The sequence below is a fragment of the Methylobacterium sp. 285MFTsu5.1 genome (assembly GCF_000383455.1).
Taxonomy (GTDB): Bacteria; Pseudomonadota; Alphaproteobacteria; order Rhizobiales; family Beijerinckiaceae; genus Methylobacterium.
This window is the reverse complement of sequence record NZ_KB911272.1, coordinates 67,362-87,654: the sequence shown is the minus strand read 5'-3', so window position 1 is coordinate 87,654 and position 20,293 is coordinate 67,362. Positions and strand designations below refer to the sequence as shown.

At 72.0% G+C, this 20,293-nt stretch carries 17 protein-coding genes; 8 read left to right on the top strand and 9 right to left on the bottom strand.

Annotated features, from left to right (window positions below; genetic code table 11):
- The first annotated feature begins 41 nt into the window (after positions 1-41).
- The 5 genes from H288_RS0107240 to H288_RS0107220 all read left to right on the top strand — a co-directional run bounded on the left by H288_RS0107240 (position 42) and on the right by H288_RS0107220 (position 5,296).
- On the top strand, positions 42-1,070 hold the full coding sequence (locus tag H288_RS0107240; protein ID WP_026604751.1) for an alpha/beta hydrolase: 1,029 nt from the start codon (positions 42-44) through the stop codon (positions 1,068-1,070).
- A 185-nt stretch (positions 1,071-1,255) separates the two neighbouring features.
- A complete protein-coding gene (locus H288_RS0107235) occupies positions 1,256-1,693 on the top strand; it encodes a heme-binding protein (protein ID WP_020091923.1) in 438 nt (145 codons plus the stop codon).
- A gap of 2 nt (positions 1,694-1,695) precedes the next feature.
- Entirely contained in the window at positions 1,696-3,282 is a 1,587-nt protein-coding gene (locus H288_RS0107230) for a peptide ABC transporter substrate-binding protein (protein WP_020091922.1), read from the top strand.
- Entirely contained in the window at positions 3,279-4,202 is a 924-nt protein-coding gene (locus tag H288_RS0107225) for an ABC transporter permease subunit (RefSeq protein WP_020091921.1), read from the top strand. The genes H288_RS0107230 and H288_RS0107225 overlap by 4 nt, the downstream gene beginning before the upstream one ends.
- A complete protein-coding gene (locus H288_RS0107220; RefSeq protein ID WP_020091920.1) occupies positions 4,199-5,296 on the top strand; it encodes an ABC transporter permease in 1,098 nt (365 codons plus the stop codon). The genes H288_RS0107225 and H288_RS0107220 overlap by 4 nt, the downstream gene beginning before the upstream one ends.
- A 26-nt stretch (positions 5,297-5,322) precedes the next feature.
- Here H288_RS0107220 and H288_RS0107215 read toward each other — a convergent pair whose 3' ends face one another.
- The 6 genes from H288_RS0107215 to ugpC all read right to left on the bottom strand — a co-directional run bounded on the left by H288_RS0107215 (position 5,323) and on the right by ugpC (position 12,537).
- Positions 5,323-6,279 carry a D-2-hydroxyacid dehydrogenase family protein gene (locus H288_RS0107215; RefSeq protein ID WP_020091919.1) on the bottom strand — a complete coding sequence of 319 codons (957 nt, stop codon included), beginning with the start codon at positions 6,277-6,279 and terminating at the stop codon, positions 5,323-5,325.
- A 69-nt stretch (positions 6,280-6,348) separates the two neighbouring features.
- Positions 6,349-7,977 carry a dihydroxyacetone kinase subunit DhaK gene (locus tag H288_RS0107210; RefSeq protein WP_020091918.1) on the bottom strand — a complete coding sequence of 543 codons (1,629 nt, stop codon included), beginning with the start codon at positions 7,975-7,977 and terminating at the stop codon, positions 6,349-6,351.
- Positions 7,978-8,176: 199 nt separating this feature from the next.
- Positions 8,177-9,022: a carbohydrate ABC transporter permease gene (locus tag H288_RS0107205; RefSeq protein WP_234082978.1), complete on the bottom strand. Its 846-nt coding sequence runs from the start codon at positions 9,020-9,022 to the stop codon at positions 8,177-8,179.
- Positions 9,023-9,111: 89 nt separating this feature from the next.
- The gene (locus tag H288_RS0107200; protein WP_020091916.1) at positions 9,112-10,068 is read right to left on the bottom strand and encodes a sugar ABC transporter permease; all 957 of its coding nucleotides are present in this window, start codon (positions 10,066-10,068) and stop codon (positions 9,112-9,114) included.
- 23 nt (positions 10,069-10,091) lie between these two features.
- Positions 10,092-11,402, bottom strand: a complete 1,311-nt coding sequence (locus tag H288_RS0107195; protein ID WP_020091915.1) for an extracellular solute-binding protein — start codon at positions 11,400-11,402, stop codon at positions 10,092-10,094.
- A gap of 73 nt (positions 11,403-11,475) precedes the next feature.
- On the bottom strand, positions 11,476-12,537 hold the full coding sequence (ugpC, locus tag H288_RS0107190; protein WP_020091914.1) for a sn-glycerol-3-phosphate ABC transporter ATP-binding protein UgpC: 1,062 nt from the start codon (positions 12,535-12,537) through the stop codon (positions 11,476-11,478).
- Positions 12,538-12,813: 276 nt separating this feature from the next.
- On the opposite strand from ugpC, the gene H288_RS0107185 reads away from it, so the two are divergent.
- The 3 genes from H288_RS0107185 to H288_RS0107175 are packed head-to-tail and all read left to right on the top strand — an operon-like array spanning position 12,814 to position 15,704.
- A complete protein-coding gene (locus tag H288_RS0107185) occupies positions 12,814-14,007 on the top strand; it encodes a fumarylacetoacetate hydrolase family protein (RefSeq protein WP_020091913.1) in 1,194 nt (397 codons plus the stop codon).
- A 37-nt stretch (positions 14,008-14,044) separates the two neighbouring features.
- Positions 14,045-15,412, top strand: coding sequence for an FAD-binding oxidoreductase (locus H288_RS0107180; RefSeq protein ID WP_234082416.1), 1,368 nt, complete (start codon positions 14,045-14,047; stop codon positions 15,410-15,412).
- A 10-nt stretch (positions 15,413-15,422) separates the two neighbouring features.
- The gene (locus H288_RS0107175) at positions 15,423-15,704 is read left to right on the top strand and encodes a DUF167 family protein (RefSeq protein WP_020091911.1); all 282 of its coding nucleotides are present in this window, start codon (positions 15,423-15,425) and stop codon (positions 15,702-15,704) included.
- A gap of 176 nt (positions 15,705-15,880) precedes the next feature.
- Here the strand turns inward: H288_RS0107175 and H288_RS0107170 are convergent, their stop codons facing one another.
- The 3 genes from H288_RS0107170 to H288_RS0107160 are packed head-to-tail and all read right to left on the bottom strand — an operon-like array spanning position 15,881 to position 20,291.
- Positions 15,881-16,810: a 3-keto-5-aminohexanoate cleavage protein gene (locus H288_RS0107170; protein WP_020091910.1), complete on the bottom strand. Its 930-nt coding sequence runs from the start codon at positions 16,808-16,810 to the stop codon at positions 15,881-15,883.
- 2 nt (positions 16,811-16,812) lie between these two features.
- A complete protein-coding gene (locus H288_RS0107165) occupies positions 16,813-17,736 on the bottom strand; it encodes a 3-hydroxyacyl-CoA dehydrogenase (protein ID WP_020091909.1) in 924 nt (307 codons plus the stop codon).
- A complete protein-coding gene (locus H288_RS0107160) occupies positions 17,733-20,291 on the bottom strand; it encodes a branched-chain amino acid ABC transporter ATP-binding protein/permease (RefSeq protein ID WP_020091908.1) in 2,559 nt (852 codons plus the stop codon). The genes H288_RS0107165 and H288_RS0107160 overlap by 4 nt, the downstream gene beginning before the upstream one ends.
- Positions 20,292-20,293 lie beyond the last annotated feature (2 nt).

Genomic DNA, 20,293 nt, shown 5'->3' with positions numbered 1-20,293 from the left:
GCCACGGCCCGCCGCCGCGGGAAGGACGTCGAGGTGTTCCGATGAGTTCCGTGTCCCGCCATCGCACCGGTCGCGCCGCGACCGCGGCGGCCCTGACGCTCGCCGGATCGGCGGCGGCGCTGGTCGGCTGGAGCGCGCTGGCCGTGGACCGGCGGATGACCCTGCCGCCTGCCCTGCCGGGCCGCCACGAGCGGATCCGAACCCGCCGCGCCGGCGCGCTGTCGCTCTACGGCTCCGCTGAGGCCGAGGGCGTGCCGCTCCTGCTCATCCACTCGATCAACGCGGCGGCCAACGCCTACGAGGTCCGGCCGCTGTACCTGCGCTACCGCGGCACGCGCCCGGTCTACGCCCTGGAACTCCCGGGTTTCGGCTTCTCGGAGCGCTCGCGCCGCCGCTATACGCCGCGCCTGATGGTGGAGGCGATCCACGCGGCGGTCGACGAGATCCGGAGCCGGCACGGCGGCTGGGCGATCGACGCCCTCGCCCTGTCGCTCTCGTGCTCGTTCCTGGCGCGGGCGAGCCTGGAGCGGTCCGACGCCTATCGCAGCCTCGCGCTGGTGAGCCCGACGGGGTTCGACGCCCGGCTCTCCGGGGAGGGACCGCCGGACGGCCATCGCGGCCGCGACTGGCTGCTCCGCGTCCTCGACCGCCCTCCGCTCGGCCGGCCGCTCTTCGACGCGCTGGTCACGCGGCCGAGCATGCGGTTCTTCCTGGAGAAGACCTTCGGTTCCTCCGAGATCGACGAGGGTCTGCTCGCCTACGATCACGCCTCGGCTCACCAGCCCGGCGCCGAGCACGCCCCGTTCTGCTTCATCGCGGGCCACCTGTTCCCCACCGATGCGACCCGCCTCTACGAGCGCCTGCGCCTCCCGGTCTGGATGGTGCACGGGGAGCGCGGCGACTTCGTCGACTACCGTCTGGTGCCGCGGGTCGCCGACCGGCCGAACTGGCGCGTCGACATCCTGCCGACCGGCGCGTTCCCGCATTTCGAGCGGCCGGAGGCGGTGGCGGCCGGCTACGACGCGTTCCTGGCGAGCATCATCCGCCTGCCGGCCGCGCGACCGGCGTGATCCGTTAGCGGGCCCGCGGGACACCGGCGCGCAGGCGCTCGCAGACCGGCGGGTCGAGCTCGCGCCGGCCGCCGAACGTCGAAGTCGTGTGTCGGAGGCCGCAGCGATCCGCGTCGGTGGACCCGGCGCGCCCCCGTCCGTAAGGATGGAGACGCCGCCCGGAGCGGCGTCCGTGTTGGAATCCGATGATCGACCTGACCCTCGAGGCCGCCCGCACCATCGTCGACACCGCCCTGCGGGAGGCGCGAACCCGCAACCTCAAGCCCCTCGCCGTCGTCGTCTACGATGCCCGCGGCGCGCTCAAGGCGGTCTCGGTCGAGGACGGCACGTCCCTGCGCCGGGCCGAGATCGCGAGCGGCAAGGCCAACGGTGCCCTGGCGCTGGGCCTCGGCTCCCGGGCGATCCACGCGCGGGCCGAGCAGCAGCCCTACTTCGTCGCCGCTGTGACGCACCTCGCCGGGCCCGACGCCCTCGTGCCGGTGCCGGGCGGCGTGCTGATCCGCTCCGGCGAGGGACGCCTTCTCGGCGCGGTCGGCATCTCCGGGGACACCTCCGACAACGACGAGATCTGCGCGGTGGCGGGGATCGAGGCGGCCGGCCTGAAGCCGGATACCGGCGCCTGACCGTGCGCCCGCGCCGGCGCGACTGGCTGGCCGGCGCGTTCGCCCTCGCGGCCGTGCGGCCCGCCCGCGCGGCCGACGCGCTCTACCGCCGCGGCAACGACGCCGATCCCGAGACGCTGGACCCGCACCGCTCGTCCACGGTCGCGGAGGCGCACATCCTGCGCGACCTCTGCGACGGGCTGCTCACCTACGACAACCGGGGCACGATCATCCCGGGCGCGGCGCGCGCCTGGTCGATCTCCGAGGACGGGGTGAGCCTGCATTTCGACCTGCGCCCCGACGGCCGCTGGTCGAACGGCGAGCCGGTCACAGCGAACGACTTCGTCTACGCGTTCCGCCGGATGCTCGACCCGGCCACGGCGGCGAAATACGCCGAGATCCTGTTCCCGATCCGCAACGCCGCCGCCGTGAACCGCGGCGAGCGGCCGGCCGACGCCCTCGGCGTCGCCGCCGAGGCGCCGCTCCGGCTCGCGATCACGCTGGAACAGCCGACGCCCTACATCCTGGAACTCCTGACCCACCAGACCGCGCTTCCGGTCCACCGCGCCTCGGTCGAGCGCTACGGCGACAGCTTCACCCGGCCGGGAAACCTCGTGACCAACGGACCCTACCGGCTCGCCGACCGCGTGCCGGGCGGCGCGATCACGCTGGAGGCCAACCCGCACCATCCGGACGCCGCGAGCCTCGCGATCCGGCGCGTCGCCTTCCTGCCGACGCCCGACATCGCCGCCGCGGTGCGCCGCTACGCCGCCGGGGAGATCGACTCCCTCTCCGACCTGCCCGTCGACCAGATCACCGACCTGCGCCGGCGGTTCGGGCCGCAGGTGGTGCTCGGCCCCTCGCTGGGGCTCGCGGCGCTGGTGGTGAACACTCGCAAGGCGCCGTTCTCGGACCGCCGCGTCCGCCGGGCGCTGTCGCTCGTCATCGACCGTGAGTACCTCGCCGACGGCCTCAACGGCGGCACCATGAGCCCGGCCTACTCCCTGTGCCCACCCGGCCTCGACAATTACCGCACGCCCCCCGAGACCGAGGGCCGCCTCGGCCTGCCGATCGACCACGAGGCGGAGGCGCGCCGGCTCCTCGCGGAGGCGGGGTTCGGCCCGGACCGGCCACTCACCGTGGAGTACCGGTTCAATATCAGCGACAACAACCGCACCATCGCGGTGGCGCTCGGCGAGATGTGGCGCGACCTCGGAATCGTGACGCGCTACGTCTACACGGACGCGAAGACGCATTTCGCCTACCTGCGCGACGGCGGCGACTTCGACGTCGCCCGCTACAGCTGGATCGCCGACTATTCCGATCCGCAGAACTTCCTGTTCCTGCTTCAGAGCGGGAATGACGGCATGAACGCCGGCCACTGGTCGGACGCCGCCTACGACGCCCTGATGGCGCGGGCCGCCACCGAGCGCGACCTCACCCGCCGGGCCGGCCTGCTCTACGACGCCGAGGCGATCGCCCTGCGCGAGCTGCCCTGGATCCCGCTGATGCACTACCGCTCCAAAGCCCTGATCGCGCCGCGGCTGCACGGCTACCACCCGAACCTGCGCAACGCCGCGCCGACCCGCTTCATGAGGCTCGACGCGTGATCCGCTTCATCCTGCGCCGCCTCCTCCAGGCGGTGCCGACGCTGTTCGCCGTGGTGACCGTCAGCTTCTTCCTGATGCGGCTCGCCCCTGGCGGCCCCTTCGATCTGGAGCGGCCGCTGGCGCCCGCCGCCATGGAGAACCTGCGCCGGGTCTACGGCCTCGACCGGCCTCTGATCGCGCAGTTCGGCAGCTACCTCGCGGCGCTGGCGCGGGGCGACCTCGGTCCGTCCTTCTCGTTCCGCGACCAGAGCGTCCTCGGCCTGATCGCGCGGGGCCTGCCGGTCTCGGCGACGCTGGGCGCCCTCGCCCTCGCGCTGGCCACCGCGCTCGGCGTCGGGATCGGGATCGCGGCGGCGCTCCGGCGCGGCGGGCTCGTCGACCGGCTGCTCGGCGTCGGGGCCGCCCTGACCCTCTCGCTGCCGAGCTTCGTCGTCGCGCCCCTGCTGCAGATCGCCTTCGGCCTGACCCTGCGCTGGCTGCCGCTCGGCGGCTGGAACGACGGCGCCCCGAGCCACCTCGTCCTGCCGGTGGTGACCCTGGCCCTGCCGCAGGTCGGTGCCCTGGCCCGGCTGACCCGGACCTCGCTCGCCGAGGCGCTGCGGACGCAGCCCGTCCGCACCATGCGCAGCCTCGGCCTGCCGCCGGCCCGCGTCACCCGGCACGCCCTGCGGGGGGCGCTGCTGCCGGTGGTGGCCTATCTCGGACCGCTGGCGGCGGCCCTGCTCACCGGCTCGGTGGTGGTTGAGACGATCTTCGGGCTTCCGGGGATCGGCCGGTACTTCGTCGAGGGTGCGCTCAACCGCGACTACACGCTGGTGATGGGCACGGTCCTGCTCGTCGCCGGGCTGGTGATCCTGCTCAACCTTGCCGCCGACCTCGCCTGCGCGTGGCTCGACCCGCGCCTCCGGGTGGCGGCGTGACGGCGGTTTCCACGGCGCCGGCCCGGCGCGCCGTCCTCCGGTTCGCGCGGGAGCGGACCGCCGTGGCGGCGCTCGCCGTGCTGGTCCTGATCGCCCTCGCCTGCCTGGTCGGCCCGAACCTCACCGGCCACGACCCCGAGCGCGCCTATCCGGACCTGCGCCAGCTCCCGGCCGGTGTCTCCGCGCAGCCCGACGCCGCGCGTCTCCGGCCGGCGCTCGAGCGTCTGGCCTTCCGCATGCGCGCGCGGCTCGACGCCGTCGAGCGCGACGGCGACACGTTGCGGCTCACCCTCGGCTCCGATGCCGGCGTCGACCGGCGTAGCCTCGTCTACCTGCCGCGCTCGGCCCAGTTCGGGACGCCCGTCGTCGTGGACGAGCGGGACGGCGGCCGCGGCCTCGTCGTGGCGGTGCCGGTCCGGCGCCTGCACTTCCCCCTCGGCACCGACATCCAGGGCCGCGACCTGCTGACCCGCTGCCTCGTCGCCGGCCGGATCTCGCTGGCGATCGGGCTCGCGGCCAGCCTCGTCGCCCTGCTCATCGGCGTCGCCTACGGGGCGATTGCGGGCTTCGTCGGGGGCGCCGTCGACGCCGTGATGATGCGCGCCGTCGACGTGCTCTACGCGCTCCCCTTCGTGTTCTTCGTGATCCTGCTGCTGGTCTTCTTCCGCCCGAGCCTGCTGCTCATGCTGGTGGCGATCGCCGCGGTGGAGTGGCTCGACATGGCCCGGGTGGTGCGCGCCGTGACCCTGTCGCTGCGCGAGCGCGACTTCGTCCGCGCCGCGCGGGCACTCGGCCTCGGGACACCCCGGATCATCCTCCGGCACATCGTGCCGAACACCCTCGGCCCGGTGGCCGTGACCGCGACGCTGCTGGTGCCGCAGGTGATCCTGCTGGAGAGCTTCCTGTCGTTCCTCGGGCTCGGCGTTCAGGAGCCGCAGACCAGTTGGGGCGTCCTGATCGCTGAGGGCGCCCGCTCCATCGAGGCGGCGCCGCACCTGCTCGCGGCCCCGGCCGCGTTCCTGATCGCGACCCTGGTGGCGCTCAACCTGATCGGCGACGGCCTCGCGGACGCGCTGGACCCGCGCCGGGACTGAGCCCGGGTCCGGCAAGCTCCGCGACGTCAGCCCAGTTGCCGGATCGGGGCGCCGGCGAGCCAGGCCTCGATGTCCTCCACCGCCTGGGTGAAGAAGGTCCGGTAGTTGTTGCGCGACACGTAGCCGAGATGCGGCAGCGCCAGCACGTTCGGCAGGCGCCGGAACGGGCTGTCGGCCGGCAGCGGCTCGGTCTCGAACACGTCGAGGCCCGCGCCGGCGATCCAGCCCTCCTCCAGCGCCTGGACCAGCGCGGCCTGATCGATGATCGGCGCGCGCGAGGTGTTCACGAGAAAAGCGTTGCGGCGCATGCGGCGCAGCTCGGCCGCGCCCAGGAGGCCGCGGGTCCGGTCGCCCAGCACGAGGTGGATCGTGACGACGTCGCTCGCCTCCAGCAGGGCTTCCTTCGAGGTCGCCCGCTCCACCCCGGCGGCGGCGGCGCGACCATCGTCGAGGTTCGGGCTCCAGGCGATCACCCGCATGCCGAAGGCGCGCCCGATCTCGGCCACCCGCGTCCCGATCTTCCCCAGGCCCAGAACGCCGAGGGTCGCGCCGGCGAGATCGGTCCCGATCGTGCTCTGCCAGGGGCCGCCCGCGCGCAGGGTCAGGCTCTCCGGCGCCACGTGGCGCGCCAGTCCGAGGATCAGCGCCCAGGTCAGCTCCGTCGGCGGCGTCGGCCTGGAATCGGTGCCGCAGACGACGACGTTGCGCGCGCGGGCCGCCGCGAGGTCGATGGCGAGGTTGCGCATGCCGCTGGTGACGAGGAGCTCCAGCCGTGGCAGCCGTTCCAGCAGAGCCGCCGGGAACGGCGTCCGCTCCCGCATGATCACGAGGATCTCGGCCTGCGCGATCCGCGCCACGAGGTCGTCCGGGTTCGGGATGTGCTGGCTGATCGCGGAGATCGCGACGCGGTCGGAGAGGCGCGCCCAGTCCGCGAGCGCGAGGGCCGCCTGCTGGTAATCGTCGAGGATCAGGCCGGTGCGCATGGGGATGGGGTAGGCCTCGACGGGTGGAGCGTCAACGGATGCCGGGTGACGGCGCGCGGCGCCCAGTTCCTACGCCCCGGCTAGGGCCCCGAACGCCGCCGCGACGCCGGCGGCGCCGGGATCCTGGACACCGGCGAGATCCCCGGCCGCGAGGTAGCTGGAGCGGCCCGCGCCGGCGCGATCCATGCCGGCCGTGGCCTCGGCGCCGGCCCGGGCCGCCGTCGCGGCGGCCGCGAGATCGCCGCCCGTCAGGGCCTCGACGGCGGGGATCAAGGCGTCGAGTAGGGTGCGGTCGCCCGCCCGGGCGCCGCCGTACCCCTGGACGCGCGCCACGCCCTGCCCGAGAGCCTCGGGCCACGCGGCGCCGTCGGCGAGGGCCGAGGCCGTCGCGGCGAAGAAGATCGATCCGAGCACGCCGCTCGATCCGCCGACCGCGCGCCCGATCCGCTCGGCGAGCGCCCGGCACAGGGCCGCGGGCTCCGCCTGCGGCAGCCGGTCGAGATCGGCCAGGACGGCGCGGGCCGCGCCCGCGAAGGTCGTGCCGGCGTCGCCGTCCCCGACCTTGGCATCGAGGCCGTTCAGGGTGTCCTCGGCCCCGATCAGGGCCTCGGCGACGGCCCGGATCCGGGCGGCGGTGACGGCGTCGTGCGACGGCGCGAAGGCCTCGCCCGCGAGTCCCTCGGGCACCGGCCGCAGGATCGGCGGCGCGACCCGCACCGCCGCGGGCCAGGCCGGGACCGGGACTGGCTCCGACAGGGCGCGCTCCAGCGCGTCGTCGAGCGGCAGGACCGACAGCGAGGCACCGTGCATGTCGAGCGCCGTCATCAGCGGCGCGGGCCCGAGCAGCAGGCCGACGCGCCGCCCCAGGTCGGTGGCGAGCACGGCGCGGGTGAGAACCTGCATCTCGAGCGCGGAGGCGGAGCCGAGATTGTTCACGAGCAGCGCCAGCCGGTCCGCACCTTCGACGGCCCGCGCGAGACGATCGGCCATCAGCTCGGCGAGGTCGCTGGCCTTCGGCAGCGCGATGCGCTCCGCGCCGGGCTCGCCGTGGATGCCGAGGCCGAGCTCGGCCTCTCCCTCCGCCAGCCGCTCGCTGCGCGGCGAGCCGGGGATCGTGCAGGTGGAGACCGCGATGCCGAGCGACTTCGCCGCCCCGGCCGCCCGGCGGGCGAGCGACGCCACGGTCTCGAGCGGTTCCCCGGCCTCCGCGGCGTGACCCGCCACCTTGTGGACGAACAGCGTCCCGGCGACGCCGCGCGGCTGCTTGGCGTCCGGCAGCGCGATGTCGTCCGCGACGATCACGGTCTCGACCCTGTGGCCCAGCGCCCGGGCGCGCTCGGCGGCGAGCCCGAAATTCAGCCGGTCACCCGCGTAGTTCTTGATGACGAGCAGGCACCCCGCCGGCCCCGTCACCGCGAGGATCCCGGCCAGCACCGCGTCGACGCTCGGCGAGGCGAAGACGTCGCCGCAGACAGCGGCGCTGAGCAGGCCCGGTCCCACGAAGCCCGCATGGGCCGGCTCGTGGCCGGAGCCGCCGCCGGAGATGACCGCGACCTTCCCGGGATCCGGAGCGGCGCGGAGGACGACGCGGATGCCCGGGTCGCCGTCGAGCCGTGCCAGGCGTCCGCCGCTCGCGGCGACGAGGCCGTCGACGGCGTCGTTGACCAGGGTGGAGCGGGCGTCGATGAAGTGGGCCATGGCGTGACCTTAGATGGGGCCGGTCCGCGATTCGGCGCCGGCGGATCCGCGCGCATTCTCGGCGTCGTCGAGCTCTGCTGGCAACGGTCTCCGTCCTCGCGAGCACAGCGCAGCGATCCGGCCCGCGCCACGCCGACCGAGGTCCCGCCGCCCCGGCGCGCTTCGCTGCGCGCGCGACGACGACGGTCCTGCCCGTCCCCTATTCCTTCACGGCGCCGGTGAGCGCGGAGACGTAGTACTCGACGAAGAACGAGTAGAGGATCACCAGCGGCAGCGAGCCGAGCAGCGCGCCGGCCATCAGCGACCCCCACTTGTAGACGTCGCCATCCACGAACTCGCTCACCACGGCGATGGGCACCGTCTTGTTCTGCGTCGAGGACAGGAAGGTTAGCGCGTAGATGAACTCGTTCCAGCACAGGGTCAGCGAGAAGATCCCCGCCGAGATCAGCCCCGGGAAGGCGAGCGGCAGGATGATCTTGGTGAGGATCTGCCACCGGCTGGCGCCGTCCATCAGCGCGCATTCCTCCAGCTCGTAGGGAATGGTCTTGAAGTAGCCCATCAGGAGCCACGTCGAGAACGGGATCAAGATCGTCGGGTAGGCGAGGATCAGGGCGATCGGCGAGTCGAACAGGCCGTAGGCCTGGATGATCGTGGCGAGCGGGATGAACAGGATCGAGGGCGGCACGAGGTAGGCGAGGAAGATCGCCGCCCCGACCCAGCCGGCGCCCCGGTAGCGCACGCGGACGCAGGCGTAGGCGGCGAGCACGCTCGCGAACAGCGACAGCACGGTCGCCGCCACCGACACGTACATCGTGTTCCAGAGCCAGCGCGGATACTGCGTCTCGAAGAGGAGCTTGTTGATGTGCTTGAGCGTCGGATCCACGACCCAGAACGGGTTGAACCGCTCCATGTCGATCAGCTGTTCGTCCGGTTTGATGGCCGTCAGCGCCATCCAGTAGAACGGGAACAGCAGCACGGCGAGGATGAGGAGGAGCGGCAGGTAGGTCGTCACGAGCCGCCGGGGCAGGCGCTCGAGATAGGCCATGCCCTCCGAATTGTCCGTGAGCCCGGCGGGCCGCGCCTCCAGCACGGAGTTGAGATGCGGATCGGCGTGGGCCGGCGGTGCGGGCGCGCTCATCGGTCGTTCCCCCCGGATTGCCAGGCCCTGCGCTGCAGGCCGAACCACGAGATGCCGATGGCCGCGAGCAGGAACGGCACCATGGCGGTGGCGATGGCTGCGCCCTCGCCGAGCGTCCCCGAGAGGATGCCGCGCTGGTACGACAGGGTCGCCATCAGGTGGGTGGCGTTCACCGGGCCGCCGCGCGTCATGGCCCAGATCAGCTGGAAATCGGTGAAGGTGAACAGCACCGAGAAGGTCATCACGACCGCGATGATCGGGGTCAGCAGCGGCAGGGTGATCCGCGAGAAGATCTGCCAGTTGGAGGCGCCGTCCAGCGTCGCGGCCTCGTAGAGCGAGGGCGAGACCGTCTGGAGACCGGCGAGCAGCGTGATGGCGATGAACGGCACGCCCCGCCAGATGTTGGCGAAGATCACGCAGGCCCGCGCCATGGCGGGATCGCCGAGGAAGTCGATGTTGCCGTCGATCACCCCGAGATGGCGCAGCGACCAGGAGATGATCGAGAACTGGCTGTCGAAGATCCACCAGAACGCGATGGCCGACAGCACGGTCGGCACAACGAACGGGATCAGCACGATCGACCGGATGATCGACTTGAACGGCATGTTCTTGTTGAGCAGCAACGCGAGGTAGAGCCCGACCCCGAACTTCACCACGGACGCCACCGCCGTGTAGAGGCAGGTGTTGAACACCGAGAGCCAGAAGACGTCGTCGTCCCAGAGCCACTCGTAGTTCTCCAGGCCGACGAAGACCCCGTCTCGGCCGATCCGCGCGTTGGTGAAGGACAGCCAGATGCCCTTCAGGAGCGGGTAGGCCAGGAACAGGCCGAGGATCAGCGCCGTCGGCAGCATGAACCAGAACCCCGCCCAGCCCCGGCTGGCGCGGACGCGCTGCCAGGCCGAGCGGGTGGGGATTGCGGCCGGGGCGGGCTGCGTCAGGGCCGTGTGCGCCATCGTCTCGCCTCCGGCGGGTGCGGTCAGGTGTTCCGGAAGATGCGGGTGGCGGCGCGCTCGGCGTTCTTGATGGCGCCCTTCACGTCCTCGCGGCCGGTGCAGTGACTGGCGAACATGTCGACGATCACGAAGTCGGCCAGCACCGCGGCGATCCGCTCGCTCACCGGCGCGAGGCCGCCCGCCGCCAGGGAGCGCCGTCCCGCCTCGGCGAAGACCGCGTTCTTCGGGTCGCTCGTCCAGATCGGGTTCTTCGGATAGTTCGACAGCGGCTCGCAGAGGTAGCCCTGGGCCGCCTCCAGCCAGGGATTGTAGTTCGCCGCCTCCATCATGAAGGCGATGAAGGCCTTACAGGCGTTCGGCGCCTTGGAGTACTTGAAGGCCAGGATCGGGAAGGCGAGCTGGAACTCGGTGGGCTTGCCGACCGGGCCGATCGGCCAGACCGCGTGGTCCATGTCCTCGGCGAGCTTCGGGTTGTCCTTCTTGGCCGCCGCGTAGATCGAGATGCCGTTGTTGGTCAGGTACAGGTCGCCGGCCAGGAACGCCTTGTTGTTCGACGAGTCGTTCCACGACACCGTGCCGGGCACGAAGGTCTCGTACAGGGACTTGACGTATTCGAGCGCCTTGGCGGTCTCGGGCGAGTTGATGACGATCTTCTCGTTGGCGTCGACGAGGTTGCCGCCGTGCGACCAGAGCGCCCAGTGGCACCACGTGTTGCCGTCGCCGGTCGCATGGCCGAGGGCGAAGCCGGCGGGCGTGTTGTTCTTCTTCAAGCCGCGGCAGAGTTCGAGGAAGCCCGCCGTGTCGGTGGGGAACTTGTCGAACCCGGCCTTCTTCATCGCCGAGATGCGGTAGTTCGGATAGCCGCCGTTGAACGCCACGGGGATCGCGATCCACTTGCCCTTGACCTTGCCGTAGGCCTCGGCCGACGGGAACCAGGGGCCGTACTTCTTGCCGAGGGATTCCGCCACGTCCTCGAGCGGCAGGCACTTGTCGGGGAAGAGCGCCGGGAACGAGAACAGACCCCAGACCATGTCGGGCCCTTGGCCCGTGTTGGCGGCGACGGACGCCTTGGGCTGGATGTCGTCGAACGACTCGTTGGTCACCGTGACCTTGACGCCCGTCGCCTTGGTGAAGGCGTCGACGAGCTTCATGAAGGCCTCGTCCTCGGCCGGCACGAAGCGCTTCCAGCGCAGGAGCGACAGGCTCGCCCCCGGCTCGGGCTTCCACTCCGCGTTCTGCGCCCAGGCCTTGGCGAAGCCGAGGAGGTCGCCGCCGGCGGCGAGGCCTGTCGCTGCGGCGCCCGCGAGGAGGGACCGGCGATCGAGAACGGACATCGTTTCTTCTCCCTCGGTGATCGTGATCCTGGAGGCGCCGCGCGCCTCGAATCCGCGTCGGATCCGACGCGGGTCAGTTCGGCAGGCGACGGCCGGTCTCGGCGTCGAAGAAGTGCACGCGGTTCGGCCGCAGGGAGATCGTCTCGCCCGGCCGCTCGCGCACGCGCTCGCGCAGCACGCAGGTGAGGTCCTGGCCCCCGGCCCGCACCGCCAGCATGGTCTCGGAGCCGGTCGGCTCCACGACGACGACCTCCGCGGCGATCCCCTCGGGCGCGAGGTCGAAATGCTCGGGGCGGACGCCCAGGATGAGCGGCCGACCGTCGACCCCAGAGGGCGCGTCGGCGAGCGGGATCGACAGGCCGGTCTCGGTGGTGAAGGTCAGACGCCCGTTCGCCCGGACCTTGCCGGGCATGAAATTCATGGCCGGCGAGCCGATGAAGCCGGCGACGAACAGGTTGTCGGGCCGGTCGTAGAGCTCGAGGGGCGGCCCGATCTGCTCCACGACCCCGTCGTGCATCACCACGATCCGGTCGGCCATGGTCATGGCCTCGATCTGGTCGTGGGTGACGTAGATCGTCGTCGTCTTCAGGCGCTGGTGCAGCTCCTTGATCTCGGTGCGCATCGCCACGCGGAGCTTGGCGTCGAGGTTGGACAGCGGCTCGTCGAACAGGAAGACCTGCGGGTCGCGCACGATCGCCCGGCCCATGGCGACGCGCTGGCGCTGGCCGCCCGAGAGCTGGCGCGGGTAGCGGTCCAGCAGGGGAGCCAGCCCGAGGATCTGGGCGGCCTTGTTGACCCGGAGATCGATCTCGGAGGCCGGCGCCTTCCGGATCCGCATCGAGAACGCCATGTTCTCGCGGACGGTGAGATGCGGATAGAGGGCGTAGTTCTGGAACACCATGGCGATGTCCCGCTCCTTGGGCGGCACATCGTTCACCACGCGCTCGCCGATGCGGATCTCGCCGCCGGAGATGTTCTCGAGCCCGGCGATCATCCGCAGGAGCGTTGATTTCCCGCAGCCCGACGGGCCGACCAGGATCACGAATTCACCGTCCCGGATATCCACCGACACGCCGTGCAGGACATTCGTCGATCCGAAAGCCTTGCGAACCTCGCGGATTCCCACCGAGGCCATGCTTCCTCCCGATCAAGGCCGCTCTGTCGGCGGCTCTAGGGCAGTAGTACAAATGAGGGTTCGCGGGAAAGCAAGCCGGCCTCCTGGCAAAGCTGCAGATAATCTTGGATCTGTCAGGCGAGCCCCCCGGCGCCCGTGACGAGCGCGGCCCGGTGAAACTTCCGGCGGGATGACGGGCGGCGCGGAATGCTATGGGATCGCGCGCCGGCCGCGGTCCCGGAACCGGGCCCGTCGCGCGCGGACATCTCGGGGTCACACATTCAGGGGCATGAGCACATGTCGTTATCGGGCCTGACCGCGCGGGAGATCCTGCCCGCCGACGGATGCCGGGGCGCCCTCGTGGGCCGGGTGTGGCGGCCGGACGTGGCCGGTCCGAGCGTCGTGGCGATCCGCGCCGACGCGGACGGTGCGGCCCGAATCGTCGACGTTACCGCCGCCTTCCCCACCGTCAGCGACCTGTGCGAGGCCCGAGACCCCGCCGCCGCCCTGCGCGGCGCCCAGGGCGAGGACCTCGGCAGCCTCGACGCGGTGCTGGCCAACACGCCGCCGGACGCGCGCGACGCCACCAAGCCCTGGCTCCTGGCCCCGGTCGACCTCCAGGCCCTGAAGGCGGCGGGCGTGACCTTCGCCACCTCGATGCTGGAGCGGGTGATCGAGGAGCGCGCACGCGGCGATCTCGCCGCCGCGGCGGCGATCCGCGCCGAGGTCGAGCGCCTGGTCGGGCACGACCTGCGCCGGTTGAAGCCCGGCTCGCCCGAGGCCATGGCCCTCAAGGAGGTGCTGGTCGCGCAGGGCGCCTGGAGCCAGTATCTGGAGGTGGGCATCGGCCCGGACGCCGAGATCTTCACCAAGGCGCAGCCGCTCTCGGCCGTCGGCTGCGGCGCGGATGCGGGCCTGCACCCGGACTCGCACTGGAACAACCCCGAGCCCGAGGTGGCGCTCGCGGTCGCCTCCGACCAGCGGATCATCGGGGCGACGCTCGCCAACGACGTGAACCTGCGCGACTTCGAGGGCCGGTCGGCGCTGCTCCTCGGGAAGGCCAAGGACAACAACGCCTCCTGCGCCGTGGGGCCGTTCCTGCGCCTGTTCGACGGGACATTCGGCCTCGACGACGTGCGCCGCACGACCGTGACCCTCGAGGTGACCGGCACGGACGGCTTCCGGCTGGAGGGCACCTCGCCGCTCTCCGAGATCAGCCGCGACCCGGAGGAGCTGGCGGAGGCGCTGATGGGGCGGACGCACGACTACCCCGACGGCGCCCTCCTCCTTCTCGGCACCATGTTCGCGCCGATCCAGGACCGGCACGGGCCGGGCCTCGGCTTCACCCACGCCGACGGCGACCGCGTCGTGGTGGCGAGCCCGGAACTCGGCAGCCTCGTCAACCGCATGCGCCGCTGCGACGCCTGCGAGCCCTGGACCTTCGGCGCCCGCGCGCTCATGCGGAACCTCGCCGCGCGCGGGATTCTGTGACAGAGCGGCCACCGGACCGAGCCCCGAGATGATGCCGATGACCGACACCGCCTTCCTCGACCGCCTCGCCGCGATCGTCGGACCGTCCGGTCTCGTCACCGGCGCGGAGCTGCGGGGACGCTCGGCTAATTGGACGCGCCCGACCGAGCCCTGCGCCGCGCTGGCGCTGGTCCGCCCGCGCAGCACGGAGGAGACCGGCGCCGTCATGGCCGCCTGCCACGCGGCGGGCGTCGCGGTGGTCCCGCGGGGCGGCGCCACCGGCCTCGTCGACGGCACGCTCTGCCAGCCCGACGAGATCACCCTGTCGACCGAGCGCATGACCGGCATCGAGCCGGTGGACCCGCTCGGCATGACGGTGGTGGTCGGCACCGGCGCGACCCTCGAGAGCGTGCAGGACGCCGCGTCCGCGGCGGGCCTGTTCTTCCCCCTCGATCTCGGGGCCCGCGGCTCGGCGACGATCGGCGGCGCGATCTCCACCAACGCGGGCGGCCTGCGGGTGCTGCGCTACGGCATGATGCGCGAGATGGTGCTCGGCCTGGAGGCGGTGCTCGCCGACGGCACGGTCGTGTCGTCGATGCGGCCGCTCATCAAGAACAATACCGGGCTCGACCTCAAGCAGCTCTTCCTCGGCACCGAGGGCACGATGGGCATCGTCACGCGGGCGGTCATCCGCCTGCGGCCGGAGCCCGCCGGCTACGCGACGGCGCTGATCGCGTGCCCCGGGGTCGACGACGGCGCGCGGGTGCTGCGGGCGGCGCAGAGCGCCTTCCAGGGGCGTGTCTCCTCGTTCGAAGGCCTGTGGCCGGACTTCTACCGGCTGATGACGGCACCCGGGCGCGCGACCCCGCCGCTGGGACCGGACTACCCGTTCTACGCGATCATCGAGGTCGAGTGCGTCCCCGAGGAATCGGACCGGTTCCTCGGCCTGCTGGAAGGGCTGATGGGAGACGGCACGATCCTCGACGCCGTGGTCGCCGCCTCGGAGGAGCAGCGCCGTGGCATGTGGCGGATCCGCGACCGCGTCGAGCACCTGAACGCCGACGGGATCGACCGGGCCTTCGACGTGAGCGTGCCGCTCGCGCGGATGGACGGCTACGTCCGCGGCGCGCTCGACCGGCTCGCGGCGATCCCGGGCTGCCGGGCGGTCGTCTACGGGCATATCGGCGACAACAACCTCCACTGGAACACCACCCGCCTCGACGCCGCCGGCAACGCGGCGATCGATGCGGCGATCTACGAGCCGCTGGCGGAGCTGAACGGCTCCGTCTCGGCGGAGCACGGGATCGGGCTCGAGAAGCGGGCCAAGCTGAAGCTGTCACGCTCGCCCGAGGAGATCGCCGTCATGCGGCTCGTGAAGCGGGCGCTCGATCCGGACAACCGGCTGAACCCGGGCAAGATCTTCTGAGGGCTCCGCCGTGGCGATCCGTCTGGCGGTGCGCCTGACGCCGCGCGGGGGGCGCGACGCCGCTGAGGGCTGGGCCCGGGACGAGAAGGGGCAGCCCTACCTGAAGGTCCGCGTCGCCGCCCCGCCGGTCGAGGGCGCGGCCAATGAGGCGCTCGTCGCGCTGATCGCCAAGGCGCTGAAGGTCAGCCGCGGCTCGGTCCGCATCGTGACCGGCGAGCAGAGCCGGCTGAAGATCCTGGAGATCGACGGCGTCGCGCAGGCGGATCTGGATCGCGTGTTCGGTTCGCCGTGAGCGCTCGCCTACGTCTTTGCGAGCGCAGCGAAGCAATCCAGTGTTGCGCGCGATCGGAGGCCTGAGGCGCGCCTGGATTGCTTCGCTGCGCTCGCAAGGACGGAAGAGCCTGAACGTCAGCCGCTCTCGGACGATGCGTCCCACCTTCCGCGACGCATCGTCCATCGACTGATCGATCAGAACGCGACCTTGTCGCCGCCCTTCAGCGCCAGCATCTCGCGCGCCTCGTCGGGCGAGGCGACCGCGAGGCCCAGCCCCTCGATGATCGCGCGCACCCGCCGGACCTGCGCGGCGTTGGTCTCGGCGAGCTTGCCCGGACCGTCCCAGAGGCTGTCCTCGAGGCCGACGCGGACGTTGCCGCCCATCGCGGCCGCCATGGCGGCGATGTTCATCTGGTTGCGGCCCGCGCCCAGCACCGACCAGCGGTACTGATCGCCGAATAGACGGTCGGCGGTGCGCTTCATGTGCATCACGTCGTCCGGATGCGCGCCGATCCCGCCCTGCAGGCCGAAGACCGTCTGGATGAACAGCGGCGCCTGCACCAGCCCGCGGTCGAAGAAGTATTTCAGGTTGTAGAGATGCGCGGTGTCGTAGCACTCGAACTCGAACTTCGTCCCGTTCGGGCCGCAGGTCGTCAGGATGTGCTCGATCTGGCCGAACGTGTTGCGGAAGATGATGTCCTTGTTGCCGAGATAGTCCCGCTCCCACTGGTGCTTCAGGTCCTTGAATCGGTCGAGCATGCCGAACAGGCCGAAATTCATCGAGCCGAGGTTCAGCGAGGCGACCTCCGGCTGGAAGGTCGCGGCCGGGCGCACACGCTCCTCGATCGACATGGTCGGCGCGCCGCCGGTGGTGATGTTCACCACGCAGTTCGTGCGCTGCTTGATCACCGGCAGGAACTTGGCGAAGGCCTCGGGTGTCTGGTCGGGCTGGCCGTTCTCCGGGTTGCGGGCGTGCAGGTGGACGATGGCGGCGCCGGCCTCGGCGGCACCGATGGCCGCGTCGGCGATCTCCTCGGGCGTCACGGGCAGGTGCGGCGACATGCTGGGCGTGTGGATCGCGCCCGTCACCGCGCAGGTGATGATGACTTTCCGCTGTGAGGCCATGCTCAGTCCTTCCGTGAAGCCTTGTGGGCGCGGAGCGCCGCCAGCCGCGCGTCGCGGCGGTTCATGCGTGCGGGCAGATCGGTCGGCGGTTGCCACTTGGCCAGGATCGCCTCGGTGGCCGGCGCCTCGTAGACCGAGGGTGGCGCCGGGTCGGCGGCGAGGCTCTTGTAGAAACCGGTGTAGCGCGCGCAGTAATCGGCGATGCCGCCGGGCGCGTTGAGCTCGATCGTCTCGAACGGACCCATGAAGCTCCAGCGCAGGCCGAGGCCGTCCGCGACGGTCTTGTCGAGGTCCTGCGGGGTGACGTAGCCCTCCGAGGCGAGGCGGAACGCCTCCGCCAACAAGGCGCCCTGGAGCCGGTTCAGGATGAAGCCCTCGATCTCCTTCAACACGGTGATCGGGACCTGCCCGATCTGCTCGTAAACCTGACGGGCCCGCGCCAGTGCCTCGGGCGCCGTCCACGGCGCGCCGGAGATCTCCACCAGCGGGATCAGGTGCGGCGGGTTCACCGGATGGCCGACGAGGCACCGGGCCCGACCGGGCAGATCCTCGGTGAACAGGGAGCAGCGGATCGCCGAGGAGGACGAGGCGATGACGGCCTCCCGCGGCGTCGCGGCGTCGAGGTCCGCGAAGAGGCTCCGCTTCACCTCCAGCCGCTCCGGTCCGTTCTCCTGCACGAAGGCGACGCCGTCGAGGGCGGCCGCGAGCGTGCCGGCCGCGCGGATGCGCGCCGCGGCACCCGCGGGATCCGCGCAGAGGTCATTCGCCGCCAGGGTCCGCAGCCCCTCGGCGCAGAGCGGGATCGCGGCCTCGGCGACGCCCGCCGCGGGATCGAACAGGCGCACGTCCCAGCCGGCACGGGCGAAGATCATCGCCCAGGCCCGGCCGATCAGGCCGGCGCCGACGATCGCGACGCTCTCGGTCATAGCCACAGCACCTTCCGCCTCAACTCCTGATCCTCGCGCAGGAGACGCGACTCGCCCGTCCACTGCACGCTGCCGCGCTCCAGGGCGACGGTGCGGTCGGACAGCGCCAGGGCGAGGTCGAGGTGGTGGTCCACCAGGATGATCGCGATCTCCCGGCGGAGCCGGTCGAAGGCCTCGAACAGCTCTTCCGTCACGGCCGGCGACAGGCCCTCGAAGGGCTCGTCGAGGAGGAGGAGCCGCGTGTCCCCCGAGAGGGCGCGGGCCACCGCCACCATCTGCTGCTCGCCGCCGGACAGGCGGGCCGCGTCGACGGTCCAGCGCTCCTTCAGGCGAGGGAAGAACTCGAGGACCTTCTCCTCGTCCCAGTGGATGCCGGCGCCGGTGAGCCGCCGCAGCCGGCCGAGGCCCAGATTCTCCGCGACGGTCATGCCGGCGAACAGCGCCCGCCCCTGCGGGACGTAGCCGATCCCGAGCCGGGCGATCCGGTCGGGCGACAGGCCGGCGATGTCCTTGCCGGCGAGGACGATCCGGCCGGCGGCCGGCGGCGCGGTGCCGATCAGGGTCTTGAGCAGTGTCGACTTGCCGGCCCCGTTGCGTCCGAGGAGCGCCACGACCTCGCCCCGGCGCACCGCCAGGTTCACCCCGTTCAGGATGTGCGATTTGCCGTAGAAGGTGTCGACGCCCTCCATGGCGAGCAGCGTCTCGGCCTCGGCGGCGCTGGCGCGCGGCTTCGCGGCGATCGCCGCCGTGCCCGAGCCGAGATAGACCGCCTGCACCCGATCGTCGTCCCGGGCGTCCGCGACCGAGCCGTCGACCAGCACGGCGCCGTCGGCCATCACGGTGACGCGGTCGGCGAGGCGGAAGACGCGGTCGATGTCGTGCTCGACGAGGAGCACCGGGATGTCGGCCGAGAGCGCCTTGATCAGGTCGCCGACCCGCTCGCGCTCGGCCGCCGCGAGCCCGGCGAGGGGCTCGTCGAGCAGCAGCACGCGCGGCCGCGTGGCCAGGGCCAGCCCCATGTCGAGCAGCCGCTGGCCGCCGTAGGACAGGCTGCCGGCCTCGGCCCGCTCGATGCCGGACAGGCCGGTCCAGCGCAGCAGCTCGGCGGTGTCGTCGGCGATCTCGCGGACGGCCAGCGCGTCCCGCCAGGGACTGAAATGCGCGGCGTGCCGGGCCTGCACCGCGAGGCGAACGTTCTCCTCCACGGAGAGGCCCGGGAACAGGTTGGTGATCTGGAACGAGCGGCCGATCCCGGCGCGGGTGATGGCGTGCGGCTCCAAGCCGGCAATCTCGCTTCCGTCGAGTCGGATGCTGCCGCCGCTCGGGCGGAACATCCCGGACAGCAGGTTGAAGGCGGTGGTCTTGCCGGCGCCGTTCGGTCCGATCAGGGCGTGGAGCGTCCGGTCGGCCACCGCGAAGGACACGCCGCGCACCGCCTTCACGGGCCCGAAGCTCTTCCGGATCTCGTCGGCGACCAGCACCGGGCCGTCGCCGCGCCCCTCCGCGATGAAGCGGGCCGGGACGCGGCCCGAGGCGCCGGCGCGGCGGGCCGACATGGCCGCGCCCTCGGTCGGGACGCGCCGGAACGGCTTGAGCAGCCGCGCCGCGATGCCGACGAGGCCGTCCGGCGAGAACACGATGAAGGCGACGAACAGCAGGCCGAAATACAGCAGCCAATCGGCGGTGTAGATCGACAGGAACTCGCGGAAGAGGATGTAGAACAGCGCCCCGAGCGCCGGCCCGAGGAACGAGCGCATCCCGCCGATCACCACCATGGCGAGCAGCTCTCCCGAGAAGGCGATGGAGATCGGGTCGGCCGAGGTGAAGCGGTGGCTGTAGGCCGCGAGCGCCCCCGCCAGCCCGGTGATCGTCGCCGAGATCACGAAGGCCGCGAGCTTGTAGCGGTTGGTGGCGTAGCCGAGGAATCCCGCGCGCTGCTCGTTCTCGCGGATCGCCACCAGGACGGTGCCCATGGGCGAGCGCCGGAAGCGCCACAGGGCGATCAGGACCGCGAAGGCGATACCGGACACCGCGGCGTAGTAGGCGCCGGGCTCCTGCAGCGCCGCCCAGCGGTGCAGGTTTCCGATGCCGTTCTCGCCACCGGTGAGGTCGGTCCAGCGGAACGCGATGGCGTAGAGCATCGCCGTGAACGCGAGGGTCAGGAGCGAGAAGTAGACGCCCCGCCGCCGGAGGATCAGGCCGCCGGCGGCGAGGGCCGCGAGCCCGGTGATCGCCAGGGCGCCGAGGAGCGGCAGGGCCATGTCGCCGGGGAAGAGGCGCATCTGGAGGATCGCCACCGCGTAGGCGCCGATCCCGAACCACGCCCCGTGGCCGAACGACGTGAGCCCGGTCCAGCCGACCAGGATGTTGAGGCCGAGCACCGCCAGGGCGAAGATCACCACGTCGGTGGCGGTGATCAGCGTCAGGCCGATCGCGTCGAGGGCGAAGGGCAGGACGATCAGGGCGGCGAGCGCCGCCCAGAGCTGGCGGCTCTCGCGCAGGATCAGGCCGCGCTGCGGCAGGGCGAGCGGCAGCGGCTCGGCGGTTCCGGACATGG

Coding starts and splice junctions, on each gene's coding strand:
- H288_RS0107235 (WP_020091923.1), top strand. CDS start 1,256: ATGATCGACCTGACCCTCGAGGCCGCCCGCACCATCGTCGACACCGCC.
- H288_RS0107160 (WP_020091908.1), bottom strand. CDS start 20,291: ATGTCCGGAACCGCCGAGCCGCTGCCGCTCGCCCTGCCGCAGCGCGGC.
- H288_RS0107185 (WP_020091913.1), top strand. CDS start 12,814: ATGTCGTTATCGGGCCTGACCGCGCGGGAGATCCTGCCCGCCGACGGA.
- H288_RS0107170 (WP_020091910.1), bottom strand. CDS start 16,810: ATGGCCTCACAGCGGAAAGTCATCATCACCTGCGCGGTGACGGGCGCG.
- H288_RS0107195 (WP_020091915.1), bottom strand. CDS start 11,402: ATGTCCGTTCTCGATCGCCGGTCCCTCCTCGCGGGCGCCGCAGCGACA.
- H288_RS0107200 (WP_020091916.1), bottom strand. CDS start 10,068: ATGGCGCACACGGCCCTGACGCAGCCCGCCCCGGCCGCAATCCCCACC.
- H288_RS0107165 (WP_020091909.1), bottom strand. CDS start 17,736: ATGACCGAGAGCGTCGCGATCGTCGGCGCCGGCCTGATCGGCCGGGCC.
- H288_RS0107180 (WP_234082416.1), top strand. CDS start 14,045: ATGACCGACACCGCCTTCCTCGACCGCCTCGCCGCGATCGTCGGACCG.
- H288_RS0107215 (WP_020091919.1), bottom strand. CDS start 6,279: ATGCGCACCGGCCTGATCCTCGACGATTACCAGCAGGCGGCCCTCGCG.
- H288_RS0107240 (WP_026604751.1), top strand. CDS start 42: ATGAGTTCCGTGTCCCGCCATCGCACCGGTCGCGCCGCGACCGCGGCG.
- H288_RS0107205 (WP_234082978.1), bottom strand. CDS start 9,022: ATGGCCTATCTCGAGCGCCTGCCCCGGCGGCTCGTGACGACCTACCTG.
- H288_RS0107210 (WP_020091918.1), bottom strand. CDS start 7,977: ATGGCCCACTTCATCGACGCCCGCTCCACCCTGGTCAACGACGCCGTC.
- ugpC (WP_020091914.1), bottom strand. CDS start 12,537: ATGGCCTCGGTGGGAATCCGCGAGGTTCGCAAGGCTTTCGGATCGACG.